Origin of the sequence: Wolbachia endosymbiont of Drosophila aff. chauvacae BK-2020 (assembly GCF_032848195.1) — a bacterium.
Taxonomy (GTDB): domain Bacteria; phylum Pseudomonadota; class Alphaproteobacteria; order Rickettsiales; family Anaplasmataceae; genus Wolbachia; species Wolbachia pipientis.
Genome location: NZ_CP136586.1, coordinates 978,662 through 996,024, shown reverse-complemented (window position 1 = coordinate 996,024; position 17,363 = coordinate 978,662). Strand labels below are relative to the sequence as shown.

The following is a 17,363-nucleotide window of genomic DNA, read 5'->3' as shown; positions in this document are numbered from 1 at the left end:
AAATACTGACAATCTTGCACTTTATTAAAAATTTAACGCTCAATACTAACACTTAAATCCTGATATTCCTTAGAATAGAAGTTAGTTCCAATTTCTGTATTAATGTCCAAAGATAAGGCAAGGGTCTGCTCTTTTATATATTCAAACCACGTATTTATTGCTTCCTTAATTTTCTCTTCTTCTGTTTTGATTATTACTCTGATTCTATCTGATATATGAAAATCAGCTTGTTTTCTGGTTTCTTGAATGAGCCTCACGACATCTCTCGCTAACCCTTCTAGAATTAATTCATCATTTAGTTCAGTATTTAGAATGACAATCCCTTTATTGTTATCAAATACAGAGGAATATTCACTGTTTGCTTTTAACAATAGTTCATATTCGCCTTTTTCTATAATATAGTTCTCTGATTCGTCTCCTAGAAATATCTGCTCATTCTCAACTTGCTTCCATTTTCCCTCCTTGACATATTGAACTAGCTTCTTGATTTTGTCTGGAATTCTTTTCCCAAGCAGTGGGAAATTTAGCTTTAACTCTAGTGATGCAATACCTTCAAGTCTGTTTACTAATTCCAAGCTTTTTACATTCACCTCATCTTTTATCATCTCCTGGTACTCATTTGAATCTGCAGCACACTGGATCCCAGTGTCAGCTACTTGGATAACAGGAGAGAACTCTGGGATGACAGAAAGCGGTTCACCTTCAAGAAAACTACAGGAAGACTGATGATAAATGATCATACTGCCAAGCGGCTGTCTGATACGTATATTAAAAGTGTTTCTGATCGAAAGTGCAGAGTTGCACACCTCTCTCACTAGATCCATCTTGGCAATGAGCTGACTATCAAACTTCTCTAATTGTGGAAAATTAGCCAAATGAACAGATGTTTCTTCATACTTAAGCCCTTGCCATATATTCTCTGTTATAAGTGGCAACAAAGGAGCTGCAGCTCTTAGTATGTAATAAAAAACCGTATATAGAACATTATAAGCATCAGTTTTATCCTGATCCAAATCACTTTTCCAAAAACGCTCGCGACTGCGACGAATATACCAGTTATTCAGCACTTCAAAAAAATCTATCAGAATTTTGCAAGCCTCTTGGGAGCTATAGCTGTTCATAGAAGCTTGGATACTTTCTACAGCTTCAAAACATTTGGAAATCATGTAGCGATCAATAGTAGTTTGATAATCCTTACAAACTTCAGCTTTAATTCCATCTGCATTTGCATACATAGTAAAAAAGTGATAACTGTTCCAAATAGGTTTTATTACGTTTTTCAGAACATCTCGTATTGAGTTTCCTTCTTTATCGAGTAGCAAATTACCACCACAAATAATAGATCCAGAAAGCATAAGAAAACGCAGTGCATCAGAACCGTATCTATCAAAAACCTCCATTGGATCTGCATAGTTATTCAAACGTTTGGACAATTTTTGCCCTTTTACATCCAAAACAACACCGTGGCATATGCAGTTCTTAAATGGTTCCCTATTAAACAAAGCAGTGGACAATACAAAGAGCGTATAAAACCACCCCCTGGTTTGCGCTATGTATTCAGTGATAAAATCCGCAGATTCAAACCACTCCTTATTTTCAAACGGATAGTGGATTTGCGCAAATGGCATCGAGCCAGATTCAAACCAGCAGTCAAACACGTCAGGTACACGGCGCATAACTGATTTTCCTGTTGGATCATCAGGATTTAGTCTTGTTAAAGTATCGATAAATGGTCTGTGCAAGTCGTCTATTTTAACATTAAAATCTCTCTCCAGTTCTTCTATTGAACCATATACATCTACTCTTGGATATCTCGCATCATCTGATTTCCATACAGGGATTGGCGTACCCCAGAATCGATTGCGTGAAATTGACCAGTCGTGTGCCCCTTCAAGCCATTTTCCAAATTGACCATCTCTAATGTGGTTTGGTATCCAATTAACTCTCTTATTTAGCTCTACCATTCTGCTTTTGAATTTTGTAACAGCAACATACCAAGAAGGCATAGTTCGATAGATCAAAGGAGTGTCAGTTCTCCAGCAGTGTGGATAATTGTGAATATATTGCTCAGTCTTAAACCAACTTCCCTGCCCTTTCAATTTTTTTATTACTGTATCATTGGCATCAAAAACATGAACCCCTGCCAAATCTGAAACTTCAGCAGTAAATTTTCCACTGTTATCAATTGGACAAATAACTGGAATATCATGGCTTTGGCAAAGGTAAAAATCTTCCTCACCAAATCCAGGGGCAGTATGCACAACGCCAGTACCGTCTTCTTCCGTCACATAATCAGCAATAAAAACGCGAAATGCATTTTTTGTGTCTTTAAAATAGTCAAACAGTGGTTTGTAAGAAAGACCTGCAAGATCATTCGCTTTAAGTTTTATATTGCAGTTTTCATATGGAATATTGTTTTGTTCAGAGTGGCTGATAAATTTCTCTAAGTAGCTTTCAGCAAAAATGTATATTTCACCATTCATTGAACTTCCTTCACTACTCCCTGTCATCCCAGTGCCCAGACACTGGGATCCAGAAATAGATTCCAGCGTCACGCGCTGGAATGACATCAAAGGGTGGACTGACACTGCACAATACTTAATATCTTTTCCTATTGCTAAAGCCAAGTTGCTCGGCAACGTCCAAGGAGTTGTAGTCCAAGCAAGTAATTTACACTTTCGTTTAACACTTTTAAATTGCTGTGGGTTTTCTAAAAGCTCAAATGCAACAGTTACAGCTTTGCTAACTTTTTCTCTATACGCGTTATCAAGCCTTGTTTCGAAATTAGATAATGGAGTTTCGCATGCCCAGCTATATGGTACAACGCGCACTGATTCATACACCAGACCCTTATCATAAAGCTGCTTGAATGCCCACATGACCGACTCCATGAATGATTTATCCATAGTCTTATAGTCATTGTGAAAGTCTACCCACCTTGCTTGCCTATTTACATACTTCTCCCACTCTGATGAAAATTTCATCACAGAAGTACGGCAATGATCGTTAAATTTATCTATACCAAACTTCTCTATCTCAGTTCTACCAGATATTCCAAGTTCTTTTTCTGCACCCATCTCAGCCGGCAATCCATGGCAATCCCAGCCAAATCTACGTTCAACCCTTTTTTGAAGCATAGTTTGGTATCTTGCAAATGCGTCTTTGATGAAACCAGTGAGTAAATGTCCATAATGCGGAAGTCCATTTGCAAACGGAGGCCCATCGTAAAAGACAAAACAATTATCCTTGGAACGTTCTTCAACTGACCGCTCAAAAACTTTGTTTTCCTGCCAAAATTTTATGATTTCCTTTTCTAACGATAAAAAATCAGGACTACTTACTGTATCAGGATAATGCTTTGACTTCATATTCGCTATGTAAAACTAAAGAATATAGGGCTTTCTGAAAAATTACAAATTCAAAAATATTTCCGTAGCTCACACCCCAACAAACTATTCTGCCGAGCTTCCAATACCTTTTTTTAAGTTTTACTTGCAGTTTTTATTGTTTTACTTAACATTAACCCAAGCTTTAGGGGTATTTTATGGATCAGAAGACAGATAAGTTTCCACAATTTTTAAAAATGTTGTGCTTTGTTGAAATGTGGGAACGTTTCTCTTACTATGGAATGAGGGCACTTTTGGTCCTATTTTTGACTTCTCACTTAGGTTTCACTGATGAGAGGGCCTTTACTATTTACTCATTATTTGCTGCAACAGGTTATGCTATACCAATACTTGGAGGTTTTTTAGCTGATAAGTTGATGGGATTCCGCAACATGGTGTTGCTTGGAGGGATAGTGATGATAGCAGGTCATGCTTGCATGTCATTGGTTAAGTTTGAACCAGGTTTATTATATTTAGGTTTATCTCTAATAGCCATAGGTACTGGTATGTTTAAAGGGAACGTAACTAACTTACTTAGTTCATGCTATGGCAAAGACGATCCTGAACGTAGCAGAGGCTTTACTTTATTTTACGTAGGTGTGAATATTGGAGCAATATTGGCTTCTATTTCATGTGGTTATGTAGCCCACTTGTTTGGCTGGCACTACGGCTTTGGTTTAGCTGGTATTGGGATGTCTATAGGGCTAATCTTTTTTCTCAAATTTCAGAATCTTTTAGGAGATAGCGGCCTTTCTCCTTATCCAGAGCTTATGAATAAGCGCATATTAGGGATTAAAATTTTTGGTATAGTATTGATAGGAAGCTTTCTGTCATCATCAATAATTGCTAAAATGCTTATACATAGTGAATTTTTTACTAATATGCTCATATTTATTGGAATAACAGCTCTGGGCATATTTATTTATATAATATCTAAATTATCAGCAGAACAAAGACGAAAATTAGTGGCATTATCTATTCTTGTGGTATTTTTCTTGTGTTTTTTTGCTTTAGAAATGCAGCTTGGCTCTTTGGTTAACTTATTCACCGAAAGAAACGTTATTAACAATGTATTAGGTATAACAATCCCAGCTTCAGTTTCTCAAGCCATAAATCCTTTGTCAATTATAATATTTGGCTTTCTTTTTGGAACATACATGAAGTTTAAGCAAAAATATGCAACTTCCATGTTTACCCTTGGCCTTCTGACAATGGCTATGTGTTTTTTCACACTGTACATAGGATGTTTAAACTCTAACATTGAAGGTAAAGTAGAATACTTATATTTAATAATTGCTATCTCCTTTATGGGACTGGGAGAATTATGTATTGCTCCATTAGTCCAAGAACAAGCAACTACACTAGCCCCCAAAAACCTTAGAGGAGTAGTGATGGGTATAGTAATGCTGTCATTAGCGTTTTCTAACCTAGCCGGAGTTGTAATATCAAAATTTATGTCAGTTCCTTCAGTAAATGGTAAAATAAATTATTTAGAATCTTTAGAAATATATAAAGAGGGTTTTTTAAAGGTGGGAATATTTAATTTAATGCTCGTTATTGTATTTTTATTCTTCTTCAATTTTATACATAAAGTTGTTACTAACTCATCTTGTACAAAAAATTGATATAGGTAAGCTCAAATTTGTAGGTTTAAGGTACCCGTTCAGCAGAGGTAGCAATTAAACTTTGTAACTTTTGAAAAAGATTATGATTGCATTTTTTCAATACTCTTTGCTTAAGATTTATATTTAACGCTGCTTAAAATCAGTGAAATGCACACCCCAGCAAACTACTCTGCCGAGCTTCCAACACTTTCACATTTACTATTTTGTCCCTGTATTTATCTTCAGAATCATCAATGCACACTGATTGCATATATGGGCTTTTACCAATAATTTGGTTTTGGTGTTTACCTTTTTTATCGCTAAATAGAACAGGTATAGTTTTACCTACCATACTCTGGTTAAACTCAAGTTGTTGCTTACTAATTAATTTCTGTAAACGAAGAAGGCGCTCTGTTTTAACCTCTTCTGGTACTTGATCTTTTCTTTCCGCTCCCGGTGTGCCTGGTCTTGGGCTGTATTTAAAACTATAAGCCTGAGCATATCTAACTTTTTCTACTAATTTCATAGTTTCTTCAAAATCTTTTTCGGTTTCTCCAGGAAAACCAACAATAAAATCAGAAGAAAATTCGATTTCAGGTTTCAATTTGCGAAATCTGTCTATTATTTCCAAATACTCCTCTGCAGTGTGTTTCCTGTTCATCGCGTGCAATATTTTATTCGAACCAGACTGCACAGGCAGGTGAACAAACGGCATGAGCTTTGGCTCTTCCGCATGTGCCAAGTAGAGAGATTCATGCATATCTCTTGGATGAGAAGTTGTATAACGAATCCTCTCTAGCTTTTCAATTTTAGCAATATGACTAATTAATTTTCCTAAATCCCACACTTCCCCTTCGCACTCCCCATGGTAAGCATTGACGTTCTGACCAAGCAAATTGATCTCATTTGCCCCATTTGCAACTAATTTCAATGCTTCACGAAATATTTCATTCACTGGCCGTGAATACTCAGCTCCACGAGTATAGGGCACTACACAAAACGTACAAAATTTATCACAACCCTCTTGTATGGCAAGAAACGCAGAAGACCCCTGGCTATTGCCATAGCATTCATCTGGCAATTTATCAAACTTTGCAACTTCAGGAAAATCAGTGTTTATTACATGACCTTTACTTCTGCTTGCTTTGACTATCAGCTCCGGTAAGGTAGCGATACTCTGCGGACCAACAACAATATCAACAAAAGGAGCCCTTCTGAACACTTCTTCTCCCTCTGCTTGCGCTACGCACCCAGCCACCACTATAGTCATTTCTTTTCGTAACGAATGAATCTTCCCAAGCTCTGAGTAAAGTTTTTCTGCTGCCTTCTCTCTAATGTGACAAGTATTCAGTATCACTAAATCGGCTTTCCCTGCATCACTAACAACGTTGAACCCCAAAGGTTTAATTACATTTTCCATTAAAACGGAGTCATAAACGTTCATCTGACAGCCGTAAGTTTTAATATATAGGCCTTTCATATTTGGTATGTCTTTTTCAAAATTTCTTCACCCTACACGTAAATGTCTAACAGACCAGCGCGTGACGCTAGTGAACTTGCTAGCACAATAGATTTTGACAAAATTATACGAAAAACTGGATCCCAGTGTCAAGCACTGGGATGACAAGTTCTCGGCAACCCCTACGTCATACCATCACGGTATCTCTAGATCCCGCTAACAAGTAGCGGGATGACGGTTGTCAGGGTGTCATGAAAGTAGCTAACACTGGCTTCCATCCAAGAGGGCAGTGCCCTCTTCTTGTCATCCCAGTGCTTGACACTGGGATGGCTTTGTTGCATCGCTACTTATGAAAGGCTAACTATAGTTAGGATTATAAGCAACCTATTGAAAATCTTGTTTTTTTGCAATCAATCTGATCAAATTTAAGAATAGTAATTTATTATTTATATTAATAAATTTAATTCTATTGAAAATAGCTAAAGCATTGAAATTCTTGAATTTTAGCCGGATTAGTGAGTGGTAGTGAAATTTCTTTTACTCAAATTTAGGTATTCACTGACCGTTCTTGTTATAAATACCAGAATAATAAGCTACTGATATTCTCTACCTTTTTTATCTTTATCCATCATAGCTAGCGATGCAACAAAGCCCACTGAGATCCAGGAAAAAGAATGGTGTCATGCAAGTAGCTAACACTGGGATCCAGGAAAAAGAATGGTGTCATCCGAGTAGCTTGACACTGGCATCCAGGAGACTTAATTGCAAGTAATGCATTGAGTTTGGTGAGTATGGGTTTTGCGTTATAGAATGAAGCACTTTTGGTGAATTTGTAAAGAAAGCTGGATCCCAGTGTCAAGCACTGGGATGACAAGAAAGGGAGCACTGGAATTTTTATTTCAGTATTGTACATTAGCCATGCATCTGAACAGATACGAGCTTTCTGCTTTTTTTGGGTAAGGTCAGTCAAAAAGGTTTTACAACAACCATAATAACTATAACTATTATCAATACTGTAACTGCTTCATTTAAAACGCGAAAATAAATATGTGACTTCTTATTCGAACCCATTGCAAAATTTTTCCTATATTTTGCAAGTAGCATATGAATAATTAACATCAAAAGTATTGCAAATGCTTTTACATGAAACCATCCTTCACGATATGCTTCCCTAATAACCATTAGTGTAATTCCAAGACCAAGTGAGAAAAGCATTGCAGGGTTTATGATATATCTAAGTAGCCTCTTTTCCATTGTTTGAAGCAAGCTATCATTTTCCGATCCCGGTTTTACAGTTGCATGGTAGACATAAAGCCTGGGTAAATAAAGCATACCTGCCATCCACATGATAACAGAGATAACGTGAAAAGCCTCAAGCCAGTGGTAATAGTTCATTAGCAAAAATTTAAAATTCCTGGTATTGTGTTAGTTTAATGAAAAAGAAATCGATATGAAAGCAGAAAATTTCACTAAAGAACAGATAATTGGATTCTACAGGAAAATGCTACTCATACGCAGATTTGAGGAAAAAGCAGGACAATTATATGGGATGGGATTAATAGGCGGGTTCTGTCACCTATCAATAGGACAAGAAGCAGTTGCAGTTGGAACTCAAGCTGCATCAAAATTAGGTGACGCTTTTATCACAAGTTATAGAGACCATGGCTTAATGCTCGCATGTGATTCTGATCCAAATGTTGTAATGGCAGAGCTTACCGGCAAAGAAACAGGATGCTCGAAAGGTAAAGGTGGTTCGATGCACGTATTTGACGTTGAAAAAAAATTCTTCGGCGGGCATGGAATAGTGGGAGCACAAGTTCCAATTGGCACAGGAATAGCATTTGCTAATAAATATAAGAAAAAAGATAATGTGGTATTTACATATTTTGGCGACGGTGCTGCAAATCAAGGACAAGTATATGAATCGTTTAATATGGCATCTTTGTGGGAGTTGCCTGTGGTTTACATCATAGAAAATAATGAATACGCAATGGGAACCTCCGTGCAAAGGTCAACTTTAGTAACAGAGTTATATAAAAGAGGAGAAAGTTTTGGTATTCCTGGAAAACAAGTTGATGGAATGGATTTTTTCTCTGTTTATGAGGCTACAAGCGAAGCAGCGGAACACACACGCAGCGGAAAAGGGCCTATCCTGCTTGAAATGAAGACATATCGATATCGCGGTCACTCAATGTCAGATCCTGCTACTTATCGCTTAAAAGAAGAAGTTGAAGATATGAAGCAAAATCATGACCCTATAAGCACTTTAAAGAAATACATGACAGATAATAAAATGGCTTCAGAAGAAGAGTGCAAAGTAATTGATAAGGAAATACGTGATTTAGTAAAAAAGTCGGAAGATTTTGCCAAAAATAGTAAAGAACCAAGCGTTGATGAGCTGTATACTGATGTTTATAAATTTGTTAGCTAATTTTTTTATCCAGAACTGTACAAACATTGTATAGTAAACGATGTCATCCAAATAGCTCCTTCTCCCGTCATCCAAGTGCCCTCCTTTTTTTGTCATCCCAGTGCTCTGACTACTTGGATCCAGCTGAGTTGGTGAGTATAAAAGTATAGCTAACGCAAGCTCTACGTCATGCCGCCGCGAACCGTCATACCGCGATTCATTCGCGGTATCTCTAGATCCCGCTAACAAGCAGCGGGATGACGGTTGTCAGGCTAGCTGTCATCTCAGTAGTCTCCTTCTCCTGTCATCCGAGTAGCTGACACTGGTTCCTTTATGACGGCAGTAGCCCCTTCGGTGTCATTCCAGTGCTTGACACTGGAATGACACCAATAATTGACATTTCACTAGATATTCATTATAAATAATGGAATGCTACAAAGTATAAAAACCATATTAATAGAAGACGATAACGTTAGGCTGGATAGGTACATCAGAAGAATCTTTCCTGATCTAAAGCAATCTGTAATTGAAAAATCTTTAAGGAAAGGATTAATCAAAGTTGATGATTGCAAAGCAAAGTCCAGTGATAGAGTAAATTCTGGGCAAACTATAACGCTGAAGCACTTGAATTATATTGAAAACGCTAATTCTGATCGCAAATATAATGAAAAGTTAGTGAATCTACTAAGAGAGAACATATTATATGAAGACGAATATATACTAGCTATAAACAAACCCGCAGGGGTCATCGTTCAAGGTGGCGTAAAAGTAAAGATTAGCATGAGTGATTTGCTTGACCAAATAAGAGAGGGAGAAACATTTAAAATTGTCCATAGGCTAGATAGAGATACGAGTGGAGTGATAATATTCGCACGCAACGCTAATGTTGCCAGATACCTTATGGAAGAATTTAAAGGACGAAGAGTAAAAAAAACTTATTTAGCATTAACTTCTGGCATACCGAGCAAGGATAGTGGAACAATAGACTATCCATTGGTGAAAAAATATGTTTCAGGTCAAGAAAAAGTGGTCGTTGATGAAAATTCACCTCAGAATGCCACTACGCATTTTTCAATTATAGCAAAATCCAAACACAATGTTGCTTATTTAAAATTACAACCAATTACCGGCAGAACCCATCAGTTACGTGCACATTTAGCTCATATAAATTGCCCTATTCTTGGTGACGGTAAATATGGTGGTAAAAAAGCTTTTATTGATGGGATAGCAAATAAAATTCACCTTCATTCGCATTCTTTATCTTTAAAACTGCCAAACAATAAAGAAATCACTATCACCGCTCCTATCACTAAACACATCGAAAAATCCATTGAAGCGCTATTTTTCGACTGAAACGATTTCACCAATCAACTTTTCTGTCTTTGGCTTTAATTTGAAGCACAGATATTAGGCTAATTAATGCGCAGGCAGTAAGATAAATGCCTGCTGCAAGTTTTGTTTCGGTTTTTTCTATAAGCCACATGCATATGTATGGAGAAAGGCCACCAAAAATTCCTGCAGATATATTATTTGCTAAGCTTACGCCAGTGCATCTTACTTTTGTTGGAAACAGTTCACAAATAACAGAACCATATATTCCAAAAGATGCACCTACTGGTATAGTAATCAATAAGTAAGTTATTATTACGACATAGTGGTTAACGGAAGATAATAATGGTAATACACATGTACCAATCAGAGATAGCATAATCAGTACAGGAATCATTACGCGTTTTCTTCCAACTTTATCAGATAAAATTGCAAAAAGTACCGCAGATGCTGCAAATACAGCCTGTATTACTATCCTCATTAAATCTTTAACACTAATAGATAAAATAACTAGCTCTTTTATTGATATATTATAAAACATTATTGCTGCGTAGACAATTGCATTCTGAGCAATTCCCAGATTGATTGAAATAATAAGCGGTCTTTTATAGTTTCTTACTAGTTCTAACAATGGTGAATGTGCTAAATTATTAGCGTACTTATTAGTTTTATATGCTAAGCTTTCTTTTAATATGTACCTAGTTAAAAAACCTATTGTCCCCCAAAAAAAGCAAAAATAAAAAAGCAACTTCCATCCCCATATTTCATAGTTCTCACCTGTAACTCTTTTGCAGATAAATATCATTGTTATGCATAAGAGCGTTCCAAGGGCTCCGCTAAAGGGCTTCATACTTCCTAAGAAACCTAGATTTTTTTTATCTTTTGAATGCTCTATCGTAAATGCTGTATTAATGCTTGTTTCACCTCCTGCAGTTATTCCTTGCACTATTCTACAAAACACAAGCAATACAGGTGAAAGCAACCCTATTTCTTTATACCCAGGTATAATTCCCATAATTGTGGATGATATTGAAATTAATATTACTGAAGTAAGTAAAGTCTTTCTTCTGCCATACTTATCTCCCATATAACCAAAAATTACTGCACCAATTGGTCTAAACGCAAAACCAATTGCAAAAACACCAAGGAATTTGAGTGTACTCAAATAATGATCTTCTGATGGGAAAAAAACGTTGATGATTGTATCTGTTAATACTCCAAAAAGAGTGAGTTCATACCACACAATCATGTTACAGATCATGCCCGATAGTATTGCTTTTTGGATATTATTCATGGTCTTTCAATTTAACATAACCTAATATATCATTAACCGGTGCTCCTTGCTATAAAATTTTTCATTCAATAACCTTCAAGGATAATTCACGTAAATGCTTATCCTCCACCTTGGAAGGAGCACCCATTAGAACATCTTCACCTTGCTGGTTCATAGGAAAACAGATTACTTCACGAATATTTGGCTCATCAGCAAGCAGCATAACTATTCTATCAACTCCTGGTGCTATTCCACCATGAGGAGGAACACCAAATCTGAATGCACGTACAAGTGCACCGAATCTTGTATCAACTTCTCCCCGGCTATAACCTGCAATGGCAAAAGCTTTATACATGATATCCAGTTTGTTATTACGAATCGCCCCACTTGACAGTTCTATTCCATTGCAAACAAGATCATATTGGTAAGCAAGGATATCCAGTGGATTTTTGTCCTCTAAATCTTTCAGACCACCGTGTGGCATGGAGAATGGGTTATGAAAGAAATCGATTTTTTTACTTTTATCGTCATATACAAAATATGGAAAATCAATGATCCAACAAAACTTGAAGATATTATCATCTATAAGACTGAGTTCTGACCCTAAAAGAGTGCGTACTTTTCCTGCAATGTTTGCCGCCTCATTCTCTTTGTCAGAAGCAAAAAATACACTATCTCCTGGCTCTATGTTTGTTGCTTCTCTTATGTGGTTTAGCCTATTTTCATCAAGAAATTTAGCAATTGGGCCTTTCGCAGTTCCATCTTTATCAAACGTTATATATCCGAGACCCTTAGCACCGAATTCTTTTTGCGCATGTTCTATCTTTTTATCAAAGAAGCTGCGTGGTTCCTCTGCTGTTTTAGGTGCAGGGATGGCTCTCACTACCATACCACGCTCAATATTGCTTTTGAAAATATTGAACCCTGAATCACGAAAAATTTCTGTAACATCGCTGATTAATAGTGGATTACGCAAATCTGGCTTGTCAGAACCATACTTAAGCATTGCCTCTTTGTATGTAATGCGTGGAAAATCTTTATCGACAGACTTGCGAGAAAATTTAGCAAACACTCTATATAAGGTAGACTCAATAATCTGAAAGATGTCTTCTTGAGTTACAAAAGACATTTCAAGATCTAGCTGATAAAACTCTCCCGGAGAACGGTCAGCCCTTGCGTCTTCATCACGAAAACACGGTGCAATTTGGAAATATTTATCAAACCCTGAAACCATGAGCAACTGTTTGAAAATCTGCGGAGCTTGTGGCAATGCATAGAACTTGCCAGGATTTAGCCTGCTTGGCACTAGGTAGTCGCGTGCTCCTTCAGGAGAGGAAGCAGTGAGTATTGGAGTTTGAATCTCTAAAAATCCTCGCTCTATCATGAGCTTGCGGAGCTCTGCAATAATTTGTGAGCGCAAAATAATATTGTTGCGGACTTTTTCACGTCTTAAGTCAAGAAATCGATATTTAAATCTCATGTTTTCTGGGTATTCTTGCTCGCCGGTAATGCTTGCCAATATACTTCTTTCTTCTTTTGCTATTTCTTCATCAAAGTGGAACTCAACTTCCGACTCAACGCGCAAATTGTTGACTATCACCTCGATTTCTCCGGTAGAAATAGAGCTGTTTACCGTATCTTCAGTTCTAGCTTCAACTATTCCTGTAACAGTAATTACACTCTCCAATTTTAAATTTGATATCTCATCAAAAAAGTCTTTGTCATTATTAAATACTAGCTGAGTGATTCCGTAGAAGTCTCTTAAATCAACAAAAATTAGGTTACCATGGTCGCGCTTACGATATAACCATCCAGAAAGGGTAACTTCCTTTTCTACATCATTCTTTCTTAATTCTTCACACGTGTGAGTCTTGTAGCAGTTCATATTTGTTTCACTTCTAAATTCTTTAAAAAGTATAGAAATAAACCTTACCACATACAAGCCCATTCGTCAGATATTTGTCCAGTTTACGAAATAGAGCAGTATTACTTTTATACTGTCTTTACTCACACAAAAATTGCACAATTTCTATAATTATGGTATAATATAATGTGGCGTAAGCTGAGTACAGAAAATGTCTTTCGGACAAATTATTATATATAGTATAGCATTACTTGCTATAGTCAAAGTATTTCTCTTTTTGAGAAAAATATACAAAAATCGCATTAGAAAAATCATATTGCCTAGAAAAGTTTTTAAAGAAGAGTGGGAAGAAGACAGAAAATTCAATGAATTATATCAAAAAAATAAGCAAAAAGAGTTGATGAAACAACAGGAAATACTGCGTGAGAAGCAAAAAGATGTGCAAGTTTATAAAGAAGATCCAGAAATAGTTGACATAGCAAAACCGGTAGGTAAATGGACAAAGATGGTTATGATGGGTAATGGTTTAATGCAGCGTTTTGCACAATTGATACATAGAGAAGGCGGACAGAAAGGATTTTGGGAGCTGTTTGTAAAAGCTCAGGCTTCAACTCAAGGTAAACATAAGGGAAAGGGCAGATAATCCATGCTTGAATGTGAAAATTTATCCTGCACTCGTAATAATAAGGTACTATTTAAGAATCTCAGTTTTAAAGCTGAGCTAAAATCAAAGATTCTAATCACTGGTCCAAATGGTAGTGGTAAAACCAGCTTAATTAGAAGTTTATCTGGACTTTTACCGCCGGTATCAGGCAATATAAGGCACTGCGGAAAAGATATATATGATGATCCAAAATCCTATATATCTTCTATGGTCTATATAGGCCATAAGAATGCCTGTAAAGATAGCTTAACTGTTGCTCAAAACGTAGAATTCTGGGCAGGAATACGCAATACTAGAGAATTGATTGTGGCAGCTATTTGTTGCTTGCAGTTGCAACCTGTACTTAATATTAGATATGGCGAACTTTCTGCAGGTTGGAAAAGGAGAGTTGCGCTTGCTCGCCTCTTGATTTCTAATGCAAACGTTTGGCTGATAGATGAACCATTTTGTAATCTTGATAGTGCAACGTGTGAATTAGTGCTGAACCTAATCTCAATACGCTCTGAGCAAAATGGTATAGTAATTATTACAGGGCATAGCTCTACAGAGCAATTGTGTGATTTTACAACGATTGATATACGTAATTTCAATAGACTTCTTGTATAGTTTTTGGCAATAACCGCTAGAAATAAAAAACTTGCTTGACAAACTCCGCCAGCCCCCTTATCATAAACACTGAAGCTATTTATTTATCTTCTCTGTACAGATTAAATGACAAAAAAACTCACGTATCTGGCGTCTCATGTTTAATTTTTTGCACTATGTGCACCTTATGTCTTTATCAAACTTCTACCTACATAAGCTGAAACGCGCTTATAAAGCGTTTAAAACATAAAAAAACGCCAACTTAAAAAATGGATAGTGAATAACTAGCTACCCTAGGGTTTCTTTTGCCTTTTTTTCTGTTTAGTAAATTTCTTAAATATTTATAGCTAAGGTTAGTTGCATTTAAAAGCAGCTGAGTCGCGGTTATTAAGCGTTTAGAATAAAAAAACGCCATACTTGAAAGTATAATGTAAGTAATTAGCCAACTACGGGGCTTCTTTTGCCTTTTTTTCTGTTTAGTAAATTTCTTAAATATTTATAGCTAAACGACAACCGTCATCCCGCTGCTTGTTAGCGGGATCTAGAGATACCGCGAATGAATCGCGGTATGACGGTTCGCGGTGGCATGACGATAAGCTCGTCATCCCGCTGCTTGTTAGCGGCTAAGGGATACCGCGAAGGGATACTGCGAATGAATCGCGGTATGACGGTTAATTATTCTGCGGCGGTATGACGTAGAGCTCGCGTTAGCTATACTTTTATACTCACCAACTCAGTATCCAATCTGGATCCAAGTAGTCAGCTACTTGGATGACAACCTGTTGAGGCTGCGCTTACACATTCCACTTTCTATGCTGACCAAACAAATTTGCTTACTCGCAGCAAAATTTTCTGGATCCAAGTAGTCAGCTACTCGGATGACATCTTTGTGTTTGAGGCAAAACCAGCTATAACATTTCTTCGCAAACAAATGTTCGTACAGTTGTGCGCGTGATGCTGGAATCTAGACAACAATTAGATCCTATTGTCAAGCAATAAGCTACATGTGCTATTTATTTAGTAGATTAAATATGAAGTTTAAAACTCTGCTATTGACTTCCTGTAGAACTAGTGAAAACCAAACTTGCTTAAAACCACTTAATTAGTTATAGTTATAAGTTTAGGTACAGTAAAATGACAGCTTTTGTCCCCTTGATTATTTTTTTAATCTTGTATCTTGGAAGTGGTGCTTATTTTTCTTTTATCGGAACTGATAATCCACTTCATCAGGTTTCACCAGTAATCTGCTTATTACCAGCACTATTTTTTGCTGTCTCACGTGGTACAAATAAAATTCAGCATAACATCGATACTGTTATCAAGGGCATGGGTGACAAAAACACCCTTACTATGTGTTTAATTTTTTTATTTTCTGGAGCATTTTCTGCGGTGACTCAATCAATCGGTAGCGCAGACACTGTTGCTAATTTAATTCTTAATTTCCTTCCAGCAAGATTACTGCTGCCTGGAGTATTTTTGGCTTCTGCTTTTATTTCAACTGCAATTGGCACATCTATGGGAGTTGTTGCGCTGATGGTACCTATAGCTGTTAATCTGGCAAAAAGTGGAGCTTTTGGTCTCGAAATAGGAACTGCAACTGTAGTAGGTGGTGCCGTGTTTGGCGATAACCTTTCGATGATATCTGATACCACCATTGCATCTGTTTCTTCACAGGAAGCTTCAGCAAAAGATAAACTTAAAATGAACTCTAAAGTTGCACTTATTGCCAGCATTATAACACTCATCTACCTAGCAGTTGCCTCAAATAGTACAAAAATTATTTCTATATCAAATTTAGATTATTATTCTATAATAAAAATTATTCCTTACATTTCTTTAATAATCATGGGGCTGCTTGAAGTCGCCACTTTAGTAACAATAACTATAAACATAATTATTGCTGGTGTGCTAGGAATAACTTTTTTTGACTATGCTATCATTCAATTTCCTCATGACGTGTATGACGGTTTCAAAAAAGTAAACGAAATAGTGATATTTGCTCTATTTATCGGTGGATTGAGCCATATAATGTACAAGCAAGGTCAAAAAGCGTTGCATAAACTCATCGATGAAAGCAATATCACAAAAACTAAAGCTGAATTTGTGATAGCAGGAATTGCGTCTATGTTTACTACCTTAGTTGCCAATAATACCATTGCTATTTTACTAAGTGGTGGCATTGCAAAAAGGCTTGCACAAAAACACAGTATTGCGCCACATCGCAGCGCATACTTATTAGATGTTTTTGCTTGTGCTACAAAAGGTATCTTACCTTATGGTTCCCAACTATTGCTAGCAGGTAGCATCGCCTCTGTATCACCTATTTCTTTATTAACACAGGTATATTATTGCTTTATTCTAGCGGCAGTTACAATAGGCGAAATAATCATCAACAGCAGAAAAGAGAAACATTGTGCGGCTGCAACTTAGAGTTTCTCTTTTTTTACCCATAAGGAACGGAATTACTTGACACCCTTCGCCAACCCCCTTATCATGAAACTGAAGCTATTTATTTATCTTCGCAATCTGTGCAGGCTAATGACAAAAAACTTAGGGTATTTGGCGTCTCATGTTTAATTTTTCGCACTACGTGCATCGCATGTCTTTAAAAATTTCTGGGTTTTTACCTATATAAGCCGAAACGCGCTTACAAAGCGTTTAAGACAGCAAAAAACGTCAAATTGATAAGGGAGAATTTGAATGCTAGCTACTACGGGGTTTCTTTGCCTTTTTTCCTGCTTAGTAAATTTCTTAAACACTTGCGGTGTAGGTTAGTTGCAAGTTAAAAG

Annotated in this window: 13 protein-coding genes; 6 read left to right on the top strand and 7 right to left on the bottom strand. The window is 36.7% G+C overall.

Going from position 1 to position 17,363, the window contains the following annotated elements:
- Positions 1 to 32: 32 nt before the first annotated feature.
- Positions 33 to 3,368: a class I tRNA ligase family protein gene (locus R0F62_RS05285; protein ID WP_274979330.1), complete on the bottom strand. Its 3,336-nt coding sequence runs from the start codon at positions 3,366 to 3,368 to the stop codon at positions 33 to 35.
- A 176-nt stretch (positions 3,369 to 3,544) separates the two neighbouring features.
- Between R0F62_RS05285 and R0F62_RS05280 the strand changes: the two genes are divergently transcribed.
- A complete protein-coding gene (locus R0F62_RS05280; protein ID WP_317051351.1) occupies positions 3,545 to 5,011 on the top strand; it encodes a peptide MFS transporter in 1,467 nt (488 codons plus the stop codon).
- A 139-nt stretch (positions 5,012 to 5,150) separates the two neighbouring features.
- Here the strand turns inward: R0F62_RS05280 and miaB are convergent, their stop codons facing one another.
- The 3 genes from miaB to hemJ all read right to left on the bottom strand — a co-directional run bounded on the left by miaB (position 5,151) and on the right by hemJ (position 7,844).
- Positions 5,151 to 6,470 (bottom strand): tRNA (N6-isopentenyl adenosine(37)-C2)-methylthiotransferase MiaB, encoded by a 1,320-nt coding sequence (gene miaB, locus R0F62_RS05275; RefSeq protein ID WP_010962578.1) that lies wholly within the window; start codon positions 6,468 to 6,470, stop codon positions 5,151 to 5,153.
- 613 nt (positions 6,471 to 7,083) lie between these two features.
- Positions 7,084 to 7,362 (bottom strand): hypothetical protein, encoded by a 279-nt coding sequence (locus R0F62_RS05270; protein WP_138265071.1) that lies wholly within the window; start codon positions 7,360 to 7,362, stop codon positions 7,084 to 7,086.
- 53 nt (positions 7,363 to 7,415) lie between these two features.
- Positions 7,416 to 7,844 (bottom strand): protoporphyrinogen oxidase HemJ, encoded by a 429-nt coding sequence (gene hemJ, locus R0F62_RS05265; RefSeq protein ID WP_010082641.1) that lies wholly within the window; start codon positions 7,842 to 7,844, stop codon positions 7,416 to 7,418.
- A 55-nt stretch (positions 7,845 to 7,899) separates the two neighbouring features.
- Between hemJ and pdhA the strand changes: the two genes are divergently transcribed.
- Positions 7,900 to 8,880, top strand: coding sequence for a pyruvate dehydrogenase (acetyl-transferring) E1 component subunit alpha (gene pdhA, locus R0F62_RS05260; RefSeq protein ID WP_006279887.1), 981 nt, complete (start codon positions 7,900 to 7,902; stop codon positions 8,878 to 8,880).
- A gap of 408 nt (positions 8,881 to 9,288) precedes the next feature.
- Positions 9,289 to 10,212 (top strand): RluA family pseudouridine synthase, encoded by a 924-nt coding sequence (locus tag R0F62_RS05255; RefSeq protein WP_006279888.1) that lies wholly within the window; start codon positions 9,289 to 9,291, stop codon positions 10,210 to 10,212.
- Between the two features lie 7 nt (positions 10,213 to 10,219).
- Here R0F62_RS05255 and R0F62_RS05250 read toward each other — a convergent pair whose 3' ends face one another.
- A complete protein-coding gene (locus tag R0F62_RS05250) occupies positions 10,220 to 11,482 on the bottom strand; it encodes an MFS transporter (protein WP_274979328.1) in 1,263 nt (420 codons plus the stop codon).
- Between the two features lie 61 nt (positions 11,483 to 11,543).
- The gene (gene aspS, locus R0F62_RS05245; RefSeq protein WP_038198726.1) at positions 11,544 to 13,346 is read right to left on the bottom strand and encodes an aspartate--tRNA ligase; all 1,803 of its coding nucleotides are present in this window, start codon (positions 13,344 to 13,346) and stop codon (positions 11,544 to 11,546) included.
- Positions 13,347 to 13,536: 190 nt separating this feature from the next.
- On the opposite strand from aspS, the gene R0F62_RS05240 reads away from it, so the two are divergent.
- Complete coding sequence (locus tag R0F62_RS05240) at positions 13,537 to 13,968, top strand: hypothetical protein (RefSeq protein WP_274979327.1); 432 nt, start codon at positions 13,537 to 13,539, stop codon at positions 13,966 to 13,968.
- Positions 13,969 to 13,971: 3 nt separating this feature from the next.
- On the top strand, positions 13,972 to 14,595 hold the full coding sequence (ccmA, locus tag R0F62_RS05235; protein WP_007548816.1) for a heme ABC exporter ATP-binding protein CcmA: 624 nt from the start codon (positions 13,972 to 13,974) through the stop codon (positions 14,593 to 14,595).
- 742 nt (positions 14,596 to 15,337) lie between these two features.
- Here ccmA and R0F62_RS05230 read toward each other — a convergent pair.
- Complete coding sequence (locus R0F62_RS05230; RefSeq protein ID WP_155975180.1) at positions 15,338 to 15,505, bottom strand: hypothetical protein; 168 nt, start codon at positions 15,503 to 15,505, stop codon at positions 15,338 to 15,340.
- A 203-nt stretch (positions 15,506 to 15,708) separates the two neighbouring features.
- Between R0F62_RS05230 and R0F62_RS05225 the strand changes: the two genes are divergently transcribed.
- Entirely contained in the window at positions 15,709 to 17,004 is a 1,296-nt protein-coding gene (locus tag R0F62_RS05225) for a Na+/H+ antiporter NhaC family protein (RefSeq protein WP_006280467.1), read from the top strand.
- The last annotated feature ends 359 nt before the right edge of the window (positions 17,005 to 17,363 follow it).